The sequence below is a fragment of the Beduini sp. genome (assembly GCF_047239305.1).
Taxonomy (GTDB): Bacteria; Bacillota_I; Bacilli_A; order Erysipelotrichales; family Coprobacillaceae; genus Beduini.
Genome location: NZ_JBKTEM010000005.1, coordinates 1 through 12,357 on the forward strand (window position 1 = coordinate 1; position 12,357 = coordinate 12,357).

The 12,357-nt window shown below is 35.5% G+C and carries 12 protein-coding genes; 7 read left to right on the forward strand and 5 right to left on the reverse strand.

Features of this window, described 5'->3' with window-relative positions; genetic code table 11:
- Positions 1–95 precede the first annotated feature (95 nt).
- The 5 genes from ACLRVU_RS09065 to ACLRVU_RS09085 all read left to right on the forward strand — a co-directional run bounded on the left by ACLRVU_RS09065 (position 96) and on the right by ACLRVU_RS09085 (position 5,222).
- Positions 96–422: a cyclic-di-AMP receptor gene (locus ACLRVU_RS09065; protein ID WP_041138124.1), complete on the forward strand. Its 327-nt coding sequence runs from the start codon at positions 96–98 to the stop codon at positions 420–422.
- A 98-nt stretch (positions 423–520) separates the two neighbouring features.
- Complete coding sequence (locus ACLRVU_RS09070) at positions 521–1,213, forward strand: DUF975 family protein (protein ID WP_412891577.1); 693 nt, start codon at positions 521–523, stop codon at positions 1,211–1,213.
- A 37-nt stretch (positions 1,214–1,250) separates the two neighbouring features.
- Entirely contained in the window at positions 1,251–1,601 is a 351-nt protein-coding gene (locus ACLRVU_RS09075) for an arsenate reductase family protein (RefSeq protein WP_412891578.1), read from the forward strand.
- A 132-nt stretch (positions 1,602–1,733) separates the two neighbouring features.
- The gene (locus ACLRVU_RS09080) at positions 1,734–2,282 is read left to right on the forward strand and encodes an NADH peroxidase (RefSeq protein ID WP_041138126.1); all 549 of its coding nucleotides are present in this window, start codon (positions 1,734–1,736) and stop codon (positions 2,280–2,282) included.
- A 318-nt stretch (positions 2,283–2,600) separates the two neighbouring features.
- On the forward strand, positions 2,601–5,222 hold the full coding sequence (locus tag ACLRVU_RS09085) for a hypothetical protein (RefSeq protein WP_412891579.1): 2,622 nt from the start codon (positions 2,601–2,603) through the stop codon (positions 5,220–5,222).
- 32 nt (positions 5,223–5,254) lie between these two features.
- Here ACLRVU_RS09085 and ACLRVU_RS09090 read toward each other — a convergent pair whose 3' ends face one another.
- The 5 genes from ACLRVU_RS09090 to ACLRVU_RS09110 form a co-directional block, all read right to left on the reverse strand.
- On the reverse strand, positions 5,255–5,725 hold the full coding sequence (locus tag ACLRVU_RS09090; RefSeq protein WP_412891580.1) for a hypothetical protein: 471 nt from the start codon (positions 5,723–5,725) through the stop codon (positions 5,255–5,257).
- 13 nt (positions 5,726–5,738) lie between these two features.
- Complete coding sequence (locus ACLRVU_RS09095; RefSeq protein ID WP_412891581.1) at positions 5,739–6,596, reverse strand: AraC family transcriptional regulator; 858 nt, start codon at positions 6,594–6,596, stop codon at positions 5,739–5,741.
- Between the two features lie 114 nt (positions 6,597–6,710).
- Positions 6,711–7,187: a GNAT family N-acetyltransferase gene (locus ACLRVU_RS09100; RefSeq protein WP_412891582.1), complete on the reverse strand. Its 477-nt coding sequence runs from the start codon at positions 7,185–7,187 to the stop codon at positions 6,711–6,713.
- Positions 7,174–7,953 carry an HAD-IIB family hydrolase gene (locus ACLRVU_RS09105; RefSeq protein ID WP_412891583.1) on the reverse strand — a complete coding sequence of 260 codons (780 nt, stop codon included), beginning with the start codon at positions 7,951–7,953 and terminating at the stop codon, positions 7,174–7,176. The genes ACLRVU_RS09100 and ACLRVU_RS09105 overlap by 14 nt, the downstream gene beginning before the upstream one ends.
- A gap of 80 nt (positions 7,954–8,033) precedes the next feature.
- Complete coding sequence (locus ACLRVU_RS09110; protein WP_412891584.1) at positions 8,034–9,341, reverse strand: patatin-like phospholipase family protein; 1,308 nt, start codon at positions 9,339–9,341, stop codon at positions 8,034–8,036.
- An 849-nt stretch (positions 9,342–10,190) separates the two neighbouring features.
- Here ACLRVU_RS09110 and htpG point away from each other — a divergent pair.
- Both htpG and ACLRVU_RS09120 read left to right on the forward strand, forming a co-directional pair.
- Positions 10,191–12,098, forward strand: a complete 1,908-nt coding sequence (gene htpG, locus ACLRVU_RS09115) for a molecular chaperone HtpG (RefSeq protein ID WP_412891585.1) — start codon at positions 10,191–10,193, stop codon at positions 12,096–12,098.
- A 65-nt stretch (positions 12,099–12,163) separates the two neighbouring features.
- A complete protein-coding gene (locus ACLRVU_RS09120) occupies positions 12,164–12,292 on the forward strand; it encodes a hypothetical protein (protein ID WP_412097014.1) in 129 nt (42 codons plus the stop codon).
- The last annotated feature ends 65 nt before the right edge of the window (positions 12,293–12,357 follow it).

Genomic DNA, 12,357 nt, shown 5'->3' on the forward strand with positions numbered 1-12,357 from the left:
CTTTTTTTGTGTTGAGGAGAGATAGATTTCTACTCATTTTAGTGTACTATTTCTCTTTTTTTGTGTATAATAATAGTAACGAAGGGGGAATATTTATGAAACTCGTTATCGCAATTGTTAATAAGGATGACAGCTCTGCTGTTGCTTCTACTCTTAACAAAGCCGGACATTACGTCACTAAATTGGCTTCTACCGGTGGTTTCTTAAGTAAGGGAAACGTTACGTTATTGATCGGTACAGATGAAGATAAAGTAGATGCTGTTATTGAGTTAATTAAGTCAGAAGCTAAACAGAGAGTAGAGAAAATGCCTACAATGAACTCTTTAGCTTTACCAGAAGTTTCTTTAGCCACTATGATTGATGTTGTCGTAGGGGGAGCTACAATCTTTGTAATTGACGTTGATCAATTCAAAAAATTCTAATAATAGACTTCTATTGAGCATATGCCATAGCGTATATGCTCTTTTTCTTGTGCTGATTGTAAAATATAGTATAATAGGGCATATGAAGGAGGAATTTTATGCCAATAAATAGAATTCGACTTAAAGATAACGCAAAAGATTTTTTGAGAAGTCATTATATTTTCGCAACGATTATCTGTGCGGTTATCCTTATTGTATGTGGAAATGATACATTTCTATCTATTCGTTTTGACTGGAATACAACTCAGGTTATACATTTTTCTTTTAGTGGGTTCCTGCTGTTTATTACGGGTCTTGTTTTCTCACTGATTACTTGGATAGTTGTTTATCTTCTGCGTATATTTGTTTTTAATCCGCTGATTGTTGGGAAGGCCCGTTATTTTACAGGAGATAATTATGATTCTGTAGGGGACTTGTTTTATGCTTTTAGCGGCAGACACTATTTTAATATTGTTAAAACATTGTTTGTGAGAGATATTATTGTTTTTGTATGCACACTATTCTTTATCATTCCGGGTATTATTAAGCTGTATCAGTATAGAATGGTAGATTATCTGCTGGCTGAAGATCCGACGATGGATACCTCTGAGATTTTAAATCTATCTAAAGAAATGACGATGGGAAGAAAGATGGAGATTTTTTATTTGGATTTATCTTTTATTCTTTGGCGTTTCGTCGGCTCTTTTTTAGGTGGGTTGCTGCTGTTTTTTATTCAGCCCTATTTCGATGCAACTTATGCTCAGCTTTACTTTGAATTGCGTGATGAAAGAGACTATATTACTTATAAATAAATGAAAGGAAGTCTATTTTTAGATTGGTGAAAGAAATATGCTATTTATTGAATACCCAAAATGTTCTACTTGTCAAAAAGCAAAGAAGTTTTTAGTGAGTCATGGAGTAGATTTTACAGATCGTCATATTGTAGAAGAAACACCTACTGCAAACGAATTAAAAGAGTGGATGGAAAGATCTGGCTTGCCAATCAAACGCTTTTTTAATACAAGCGGTAATGTTTATAAAGAAATGAACCTAAAAGAAAAGGTAGATCAATTGACAATGGAAGAGGCATGTGAGCTGCTCAGTCTTAACGGAATGCTGATTAAACGTCCGCTGCTAATTACTGAAGATGCAATTTTGGTTGGATTTAAAGAAACTGAATATGAAATGATTATTAAATAATAAGAGGCTGTGTTTCTCTTATTATTTTTTTAAAAAATTGTTACTTTTTGCTTTACATCTGAAAAATTTATGATATACTAGTAAATGTAATAAATAGTAATGATTACTATTAATAAAGAGGAGGAAAAAATAATGGCAAAATATGTATGTTCAGTATGTGGATATGTTCATGAAGGAGATTCAGCACCGGAACAATGTCCGATTTGTAAAGTAGGAGCTGATAAGTTCGTAAAACAAGAAAGTGGAGAAATGACTTGGGCTGCAGAACATGTGTTAGGTGTAGCTGAAGGGGCTCCTGAAGATATTATCATGGGATTAAGAGCTAACTTTGAAGGTGAATGCACTGAAGTTGGGATGTACTTAGCAATGGCGAGAGTTGCACATAGAGAAGGATATCCAGAAATTGGTCTTTACTATGAAAAAGCAGCTTGGGAAGAAGCAGAGCATGCTTCAAAGTTCGCTGAATTATTAGGTGAATGTGTAACTAACTCAACTAAGAAAAATCTTGAATTACGTGTAGACGCTGAAAATGGAGCAACTGCAGGTAAGGTTGAATTAGCTAAACGTGCTAAAGAAGAAAACTTAGATGCAATTCATGATACAGTTCATGAAATGGCTCGTGATGAAGCACGTCATGGTAAAGCTTTTGCCGGATTATTAGAAAGATATTTCGGAAAATAAAAATTTATGAAAAAAGATCGAGTCTGGTGGACTTGATCTTTTTCTTTATCAGCAAAGTGGTTAGTCACTTTGCTTTTTTCTGTTTCAAAGAGATATTGGATCTATAATAATGGCAAATTATTAGAGAAACAGAAAGTTAGCTTTAACTAACTATATATTTACATTAAAGCATTAATGATATAAAGTCAATAGTTTGTTTTGTAAAAAATGACCATAATAGGTAAAATGACGTTAAATTAAAAAGATTTACAGAATATAATAAAACTAAATAGAGAATATCTAACATAAATTTAAAAGTAATATTGGAGGCATGAGATTATGAAATGGTTTCATCGGTGGGGGATTGCAGTTGTTTTAATAACCAGTATGCTGTTCGCTCTTATACAAGTACCCATATATGCGAATGGTATAGGAATAACTGTTGAGGGCAGTACGATTTATGCCAATGGGACCTCTTTTCGATTGAAAAAAGATAGTGATGGAAAAAATTATATTTACAATCTTAATGGGGAAACAAAATTGTTGGATACAGCAGTCAGCCCTTCAGCCATTTACGGGGGAAGTAAAAACAGTACAGTCAACAGCAATATTGAAATAATCATAGAAAACGTTAATGTAGGAACCATTCACGGTGGTGGTTATAGTGATGGTACGGGAAACGCTGATGTGAATGGGAGTGTTGTGGTACGTGTCATAGGTAACACAAATGGCGGTACTATTTACGGCGGTGGATACGCCTATGCACAAAAGGGTAATGCCCAAGCCAATGTAACTGGGTCTGTAAAGGTTGAGGTATCAGCAATCCCTTCCACTAATCATGGTAATATTACATGTGGCGGACATGCTTACACAAATGGAGCTTATCAGGCAATTGCACAGACAGGCAGTACTAACGGCTATGTGACAGACAGAACCTATTCGATCCGTGGAGGTGGCAGTGCTGTCTCAGGAAGCGGAGCTGCAGGCTATGCCAATGCGGATGTTAATGGCAATGTCACACTGAATGTGGATTATGCAGATATTCGTGAGGTTTACGGTGGTGGCTATGCTTCCGGGAATGCACAGGCAAATGTAAATTTGGTAACAGCCAATATCTATAATAATACCGAAATTATGATTCTTCAGGGAGGCGGACAGGCGAGCCAAGGCATCGCGAATGCAAATAAGGTTGCTTTATCGTTAAATAATTGCAGTAATATATATGGCTATATTCGTGCCGGTGGGACTGCAGGCAGTGGGGGCTCAGCGAATACAAATTCGACTAGTCTGAGTATTCAAAATTCAGTGATACCAGCTGATACACAATTTGGAAATATTGTGGCAGCGGGAATTTATGGCGGTGGATCAGCCAGCGGAGCAGGGGCGAACGCTGCGGTAGGACATGTTACTATGGACATTGGCAATTCTAGCACTGCCGGAACTATCTACAGTGGAGGAGAGACCTATAATGGCGGAAATGCAACTGTGACTTCGGCAAATGCCTACTATCATCAATTAACAGGAAATAGCTTTAATGGCAGCACTTATTATTCCACTATTATTGGCGGAGGAAGCGGAGCCGACGCTAATGCCATCAACCTGTCAGATACTCAAATTAGGGTTCAGGGATGTGCTTTGGAAAATATTTGGGGCGGAGGAGAAAACAGCGGTAATCCCCTGAGTCTAAGCGGAAATGCTGATCTAATGCTTGATGATGGGATAACATTACAGTCCCTTGCTAACTTTGACTCGATCACGCTGAACGCATCACTGCATGCTTCTATGATGATGGGTAAAACATTGGATAGTCCTACTCTTTTAATTGCGAATGATGAACTGGCAGTAGGGACACCGTTAGTTTATTGTGATGATATTGTGGACATGGAAAACACTTTCTTGTTAAATAATGGTAAATTAGATTATGCGATAGAGGAAAATCAGTCTGTTTGGAAAGTGGGGCAGATGATTTATACGATTGAAACGAAAGCAAGCAGTGGCGGAAAGATTACAGAAACACAACGCGTTAATAAAAATGGTACATCTACTATACAATGGGTGCCTGACGATGAATATGAGGTTATTCGTGTGGTCATTGATGGTCAGCCTTATGATATAACTGAAAATTCATGCACCTTTACAAGTGTCAGAGAAAATCATAATATTGAAGTCATGTTTAGAAAAATACCGGGCATTATTAAGGAACAGGTTGAAGTGGAGAAAGGGAATAATAGTGAACTTCCAGACCTTCAGGTTCATTTAGACCAGAACTTAGCGGTAGATTTATTAACTGAAGAAGATAAAGCCATTGTAGCGGATGGCAAGAATGTGGAATTTAATCTTAAAATGGAAGAAGTCACTAGAATCCCTAATCCGATTGTCCAAGGATTAAAAACGGTTATTGATGAAGAAAATGTATTATTAAGTCTCGATCTGACATTTTCTAAAAATGTAGCAGGAGCGATTTCTCCAATTAATCAAACCTATAAACCCATCAGAATTACAATCATGATTCCACAGGCATATTTAGATCAAAGCAACGGACGTGAATTTGCGGTGATTCGCAGCCATGTGAATGCAGATGGAACGATCACGACAGATATTCTTAAAGATTTAGATGATAATGAGGCGACTATCACTTTTGAAACCGACCGTTTTTCAATCTATACATTAATCTATGATGTACCAAAAGCTGAACAGCCTTTGATACCGCCACAGCCAGACAATGAGGAAGATATTCCTCATTCAAGCGGAGAAGGTGATTCGACAACGATCATAGAAAATAATACACCTAAGACAATTGATCAGACGACTGTCAAAAAAGTGGAAGAAACACTTCCTTCTTCCATCGATACCGGGGATCAAATCGAGTATAAGGGTTATATGGGTCTTTGTATCGGATCGATTGTTATCTTAGGAATGCTTTTGGTAAGTTCTAAAAAGCATTTGGTTAAAGTGAAATAGCGGCATAACAGATTTCTGTTATACCGCTATTTTTAATGATGTGCTAGTTCATTGATTAAGAACTGCTTAATAAAGAGATTGTTTTCCTCACTTAACGTTGGCATAAAGGCCATGAAACGACACTTTTGGTATTGCTCATCGTCGAGAGTGAACGTATATCCCATTGCACACTTAGGATTGCAGTCATTTGGATTAACCAGTCGCTTGCAAAGGGAAGCTTTACAAATTTCTTTTTTCATTTTCTTTGGCAGACTGTTTAAAAATTCCTGATATTGCTCAATATGATCGGCATAGATACGCAGCTTAATGCCACTCTTGCGAAATACAAAATTAGCTAAAGTCTTTTTGTTTTCTAAGAAAACATAGGATACTAAATAGCCGCTTTTAGCTGGCTTAATTTCGCATTTACACTGATCTTTAGTTAAAAGATCATGCAGCTCTTGGACAAAATCCTGGTATTGTTCTTCCACACTGCTTAGAAATAAGTTAAAATTGTCATTCATCTTTCGTTCTCCTTTATTCAATGATCGGAATCCAAATTTGACTCAAATATTGTTCATCGTAACTGTTTCCATTGCTGTACCATTCCAATTCGGGACAATCGGCATGATCGAAAGGATATTTAATGACCCATTCTTCAAGCAGATAGCGCCAGCCGTTTTGAATAGCCTGAGGTGTAGGTCCTAGACAATCAAAGATCGCCCAAGTTTCTTCGGGAATAATAATTTCTTCAAATCCATCTGGCAGCCCCTGATCAGAAATAACCATGATCGCATACTCTATTTCATCACTCAGGGGATCGGTTTTTCCAAATAATCCGAATATTCCTTGATTCTTTGACGTATCTAATGAAATCAATTTTGAAAATACACCATCTCTTTGACACTCACTCCAAAATTCGGGAACTTTGGAATAGTGAGCATTATTTTTACGGCTAACCTTTATTTTTTTACCAATTAGACGAAAGCCTTTCTTTTGTTCTAAGCGCCAGGCATACTGCTGTTTGGAATGCATCTGCATTTTAGGATATACTTTTAATTCGACATCTCTGCTTCTGGCAGCTTTAGGAGATACGCCATGAAACTGCTGGAATGCTTTCGTGAATGAAGTCGGAGAGTCATAGCCATATTTGTAAGAAATCTCTACGACTTTTAGATTGGTGCTTTTTATATCATATCCGGCTAAGGTCAATTTGCGATAGCGAATATATTCTGCAAAGCTGATTTTATTCATATATGAGAACACTTTTTGGAAAAAATTAAAGGAACATCCGGCGATTCTTGCGATCTCGTCATTGTTAATCGGTTCCTCATCTCTTTGCAAATGATTCTCTATGTAGTCAATAATGTCTTGAAGTACTGTATTCCAGTCCATTGGCTGCCTCCTTATTTGTTTGACTGCTACTATTTTATCATTTATAAAACTAGACTGCATCTTATTTTTAGTACTGAATGGATAGATAATAAAAAGATGACAAACTCTGTCATCTTATTTGACTATGTATTCTCTTAAATTCATTTCTCCTGAAAAATTGGAATCAAACTCACGCTTAAAATGAAAATCTAAACTTTCATATAAATGATTTAGTTTTTCATTGTGACGGCGACAATCTAGACGCAGATAATCTTTATGCTCCAATTTGGCATATTCTTTGATTTTTGCCATAATTTTTCCGGCATAACCACGTCCATTAAACTGAGGTAAAACAAAAAGTTTATGGATATAATAGGCATTATCCTGATTTTCTTCTTGAGTCCAGTAAGAATAGTCTTTCTCTAACAAGAGAAAACCGCCGATCACATGTTCATCTTCATAAACAAGATAGGTTTCATATGTATCATAGACTTCCCCTAATCCTTGGATAGTCAATGATTCATCACTCCACATTTTTTGCGGCAGACTGTCATTTTTTATTTTAATATAATTTAAAAAAGATTCAGGGGAAGCTAATTTAACGATCTCCATGGTTTTCCTCCTTCTCTTTTCTTAACAGATCATCAATACATTCACTGACACTGCCGACAAAATGATTGACATGTTTCTTTAATGCCGGTTCGATATGATCAAAAGAGTAAGCATGATCAGTAATATCAAACATAGAAACATCATTCATAGAGTCTCCGATTACTGCAATATCCTCTTTGTTAAGATTGAAATGTTCAGCGATCATCAATACACCTTTTCCTTTTGAACACCCTTTTGTTACCACATCGACATTGATTGTATTGCGGTAAGCTATGATTTCATCAGAAAAATGGGCATTGATAAAATCAACTGCCTCCTGAGCCTGATCTTCTTCTCCCTCCATAAACTTAATCGCCATAAAAGCATAATCGACATCTTCTAGTTCACTGATATCTTCAATCAGCCTAAATGCTCGATTGGAAACAGTGCGGTGAATCACAACCGCTCCCTGTTCCGTAAAGAACATATATTCCTTTGGACAGCGGGTAGCATTATAGATACGTGTCACAATATCTTTATTTAAAGGACGGTCAAAAAGGACCTGACCATTTTTGCCAATGAGTTTTGAACCACTGGCTAATACCAAGAAATCCAAATGAATGCCATAAGGATCAGTGACATGCAGAATTCCTTCTAAGTTACGCCCGGTTGACATTCCAAATAGGTTACCTGCCTCTTGAAATTCTTTAATTTTTTTAATATCACTTTCTTTGATTTCATTATTAAAGGCTAATGTACCATCAAAATCACTTGCTAAAAGTTTCATTTTATACCTCCATACCTGCTCATTTTATCATTTATTTCGTATGAGAGGATAGGAGTATCAAAAAATGAAAAAAAGTTTAGCTATATCGCTAAACCATTGAGACGATCTTTTTGCGTTTTATATTGATACAGGTAAATAGCACATAAACATTCTTTAGAGAACATCGGCATAATCCAATTCGATTCCCACAATGTGTTATCAACCAGTTTTAAGTATATGAAGCAAATCAATTCCTCAGTACCTAAATCGGTTAAGAACTTTGTTAAACGAGTGACTGAATAACCTTTTGTCTGAAAGATGTCGCAGCATTCTTTCAAGGTTTTTTCAAAATTTTCGACGATCGTTTCATTTATATCATTAAATCGATAGATCTGATAAGGATCTATTTTATATAATTCAGCCAAAATGTCTAAAATGATTAATGTATAGTCGGGAATATCTAAAGTGAGTTTATTGACATGCTCCAGCAAAAGGTGAGTAAACGGCATAATGTCAAAGATTCGTATGTGCTTTTTTATTGATTCACGGTTGATCTTTGCTTCATAGCCAAGAATGCTGTAGTAGATATGCTGACACAGCGTTTCATCAATCTCCGGATATAAGGTATACTTGAATCCCAAATAACGACCATAAGCCTTCATCGTGTCATAATATCCCATAAGTCGTCGGTGAGCCAATACATCACCATCAAAATCAAGGAATCCGCCGTTATCATTTAAGGGAGCAATATATTTAATATTAGGGCGATGTGTGTATTCTTCGTGAGTAAATGTTTTGACATTCAATTCTACAGCAATAATTTCCGTAGCCCCCATCTTAAAAGCAAGATGAATAGGCAGATTATCATAGTATCCGCCGTCGATATAGCCCTGATTATTGAAATAATGAATTGGGAATGCCGGGAAACAGGAAGCAGAGGCAATGAGGTAATCCGCTAGTTGTCCCTGCGGAATTTTTTTCTTAGTAATTTCAATCGGTTTAAGAGAAGGGTATTCCACCGTAACTAAACCAAAATCAACATTTGACTGATTTAGTCTGTCCTGATCGGCAAGACGATGCACCATATTGATTAATGGTTCAATATTAGCTCCTTTAGAATTAATATACGATTTAAAGAAGGGAATGATCAAGTTTGTATTGGAAATAAGTGAATCTAAAGAAAAATCGGTACTAAATCCATCTTTTACCACTTGATCGATCGTCATGTTCTGCCATAAATCAAGCAATGCATTATAATCTTTTTGAGCGATCATACACCCATTCAGAGCGCCAATCGAACTTCCGGTGACAATATCCGGATAAATCCCTAATTCGTCCATGGCTTTAAGAAAACCGGCTTCATAAGCGCCTTTTGCCCCACCACCGGATAATACGAATGCTCTTTTCATAAAATCAACTCCTTAATTACATTATACTACAAATAGAATGAAATTATTTCCCAAATTCATTTCAATATCTTAACCCGATAATTATCTTCACGTGTCTATTGACAAATGGTATAATTCAACTATTTAAAATCGGTCTAAAACAAATATTGAAGGATGGCATGTTGTTGGTTTTTATCCCTGCTCCTTTTTTAATAGGATTGTTTTCCAGGTGCGGTATTCCTTATATAATCAATGGCTGATTCAACAATTTTCGATAAGTCTCTGGTATGGAATGATCGATGGCATACTGATCTGTTTAAGTCTAATGTTTGCAGCCATGATCTTTTTAGAAGAAAGGGATGAAAGGACCAATGTTTTTTAATAGATTACATCGGCAGAAGGCTATTCTTACTTATGTGCATGCATTGGGTTGCTAATGCGGTGGCATTTCTATTGTTTTCAATATCTCAGATTTATTGGTTGAGGTTATTTTTTTAGTGTCGTAATCGGCAGTTTGACAGGAATCTTTTTAGCGATGATGTTCGTTTCTTTGGTAAATAATAGGGTTAAGGAGCTTGCTTTTTCAAAATGGAAGGGAATCCGCTTCATAAGTCTTATTTTAATCTAGGTTATCTTAGTCTTTTATTCTTTTCTAATGGTATCTCTTTCCTCTTTTTGGATTGGAAAGCTGTTAAAAGAGGGGGGTAGATTTTTTCGTTTATATGTGAACTTCTGTGTGGATTTCGTTTTTCACAAGAAGATTTATTAAAAAAATCTGAAATATTAGCACTCAATACTTGACGGTGCTAACAAGATGTATTAAAATAGCTTTAGCACATGTGATAAAAGAGTGCTAGGAGGATAATAGATATGAGTAAAAAACAATTTAAAGCCGAATCAAAACGCTTATTAGATCTAATGATCAACTCTATTTATACGCATAAAGAAATCTTTTTAAGGGAGTTAATTTCAAATGCCTCAGATGCATCTGATAAACTGTATTATAAAGCCTTAACAGAAAACTTATCTGACATCAGCAAAGAAGATTTAAAGATTGAAATTAAAATCGATAAGAATGAACGCAGTTTAACTCTGATCGATCATGGGATTGGGATGAGCAAGGAAGAGTTAGAAGAAAACCTTGGAACCATTGCTAAGAGCGGATCATTATCATTCAAAGAAGAACTTAAAAAATCGGAAGAAAACAACAGTGATGTAGATATTATCGGACAATTTGGAGTAGGATTCTATGCTGCTTTTATGGTAGCCAGCAAAGTTACTGTCTTATCTAAAAAATACGGAGAAGAGGAAGCCTACTTATGGAGCAGTGAAGGAGAAGAAGGTTACTCTTTAGAAAAATCAATGAAGAGTGAACATGGAACAACGATCACTTTATACTTGAAGTCAAATACGGATGATGAAAACTATGATGAATACTTAGATGAATATACATTACAGTCATTAATCAAGAAATATTCGGATTATGTACGTTATCCGATCATGATGGATATGACGACATCTAAAAAGAAAGAAGACAGTGATGAATATGAAGATATCATTGAGACAAAGACATTGAATTCAATGGTACCTTTATGGAAACGCAGTAAATCTGATATTAGTGCAGAAGAATATAATGAGTTTTATAAAGACAAATTTAATGATTATACAGATCCGTTAAAAGTGATTCATACAAGTGTAGAAGGAAATGTTTCGTTTGATGCTTTATTGTTCATTCCTTCAAAAGCACCAATGAATTATTATTCACAGGATTATGAAAAAGGATTGCAGCTTTATTCAAGAGGAGTATTCATCATGGATAAAGCCAGTGAGCTGATTCCTGAACACTTCCGTTTTGTGAAGGGGTTAGTGGATTCTCAGGATTTATCTTTAAATATTTCTCGTGAGATGCTTCAGCATGATCGTCAATTAAAAGTGATTGAAGGACGTATTGAAAAGAAGATCAAATCAGAGCTTGCCAATATGCTTAAAAATGACCGTGAACAGTATGAAGAATTCTATAAAAACTTTGGGTTGCAGTTAAAATATGGCATCTATCAGTCTTATGGAATGAAAAAAGACTTACTGCAGGATTTATTGATGTATTATTCTGCTAATGAAGGAAAGATGATCACTTTAAAAGAATATGTTGAAAACATGTTAGAAGATCAAAAACATATTTATTTTGCTTCTGGTGAGTCTATTGAAAAAATCTCTAAATTACCACAATGTGAATTATTGAAAGATAAAGGCTATGATCTTTTATACATGGTCGATAATGTAGATGAATTCTGTATTCAGATGATGCATGAATTTGAAGAAAAAACTTTTAAAAACATTGCTCAGGGAGATTTAGACTTAGAAACTGAGGAAGAAAAGAAGGAATTAGAAAAGCAAAACGAAGAAAATAAAGAAATGCTGGAATCAATCAAAACAGCTTTAGGAGATAAAGTTGTTGATGTTAAAGTGTCTTCACGCTTGAAATCACATCCGGTTTGCTTAGTCAGCAGTGATGGTATCTCATTCGAGATGGAAAAAGTATTGTCACAAATGCCAGGGCAGGAAGATATGCCGATGAAAGCTGGAAAGATTTTGGAAATTAACCCTAGCCATCCTATTTTCAATGCTTTGCAGGAAATCAAAGATGAAGATCAAATCAAGGATTATTCACAGTTATTATATGATCAGGCATTATTAATCGAAGGATTTGATGTGGAGGATCCAATCGAATTTTCTAACAAGATTTGTGAATTAATGATTAAAGCAAAAGTTGCACAGTAAAAAACCTACCATTTATAGAAAAGTGTGCTATAATGTTTCCAGGAGATTTTAAGGAGGATAAACACATGAGATCTAAATTATTTAAAGTGGCTTCAATTGGAATCACAACGATGATTGGTGCATTTTTATCTATTAAATATCTTGAAAACGAAATGGATAAATGCTTTAACGAAAGAAGAAATTCAGGTGAATAGATAAATAAAGGACTGTAACCCATTACATTTGGGGAAGTCCTTTTTTATTACATTGCAAGGGGGAG

What these genes read in the sequence shown, in the direction of transcription:
- ACLRVU_RS09065 (WP_041138124.1), top strand. Translation starts at nt 96, where the DNA reads ATGAAACTCGTTATCGCAATTGTTAATAAGGATGACAGCTCTGCTGTT.
- ACLRVU_RS09070 (WP_412891577.1), top strand. Translation starts at nt 521, where the DNA reads ATGCCAATAAATAGAATTCGACTTAAAGATAACGCAAAAGATTTTTTG.
- ACLRVU_RS09075 (WP_412891578.1), top strand. Translation starts at nt 1,251, where the DNA reads ATGCTATTTATTGAATACCCAAAATGTTCTACTTGTCAAAAAGCAAAG.
- ACLRVU_RS09080 (WP_041138126.1), top strand. Translation starts at nt 1,734, where the DNA reads ATGGCAAAATATGTATGTTCAGTATGTGGATATGTTCATGAAGGAGAT.
- ACLRVU_RS09085 (WP_412891579.1), top strand. Translation starts at nt 2,601, where the DNA reads ATGAAATGGTTTCATCGGTGGGGGATTGCAGTTGTTTTAATAACCAGT.
- ACLRVU_RS09090 (WP_412891580.1), bottom strand. Translation starts at nt 5,725, where the DNA reads ATGAATGACAATTTTAACTTATTTCTAAGCAGTGTGGAAGAACAATAC.
- ACLRVU_RS09095 (WP_412891581.1), bottom strand. Translation starts at nt 6,596, where the DNA reads ATGGACTGGAATACAGTACTTCAAGACATTATTGACTACATAGAGAAT.
- ACLRVU_RS09100 (WP_412891582.1), bottom strand. Translation starts at nt 7,187, where the DNA reads ATGGAGATCGTTAAATTAGCTTCCCCTGAATCTTTTTTAAATTATATT.
- ACLRVU_RS09105 (WP_412891583.1), bottom strand. Translation starts at nt 7,953, where the DNA reads ATGAAACTTTTAGCAAGTGATTTTGATGGTACATTAGCCTTTAATAAT.
- ACLRVU_RS09110 (WP_412891584.1), bottom strand. Translation starts at nt 9,341, where the DNA reads ATGAAAAGAGCATTCGTATTATCCGGTGGTGGGGCAAAAGGCGCTTAT.
- htpG (WP_412891585.1), top strand. Translation starts at nt 10,191, where the DNA reads ATGAGTAAAAAACAATTTAAAGCCGAATCAAAACGCTTATTAGATCTA.
- ACLRVU_RS09120 (WP_412097014.1), top strand. Translation starts at nt 12,164, where the DNA reads ATGAGATCTAAATTATTTAAAGTGGCTTCAATTGGAATCACAACGATG.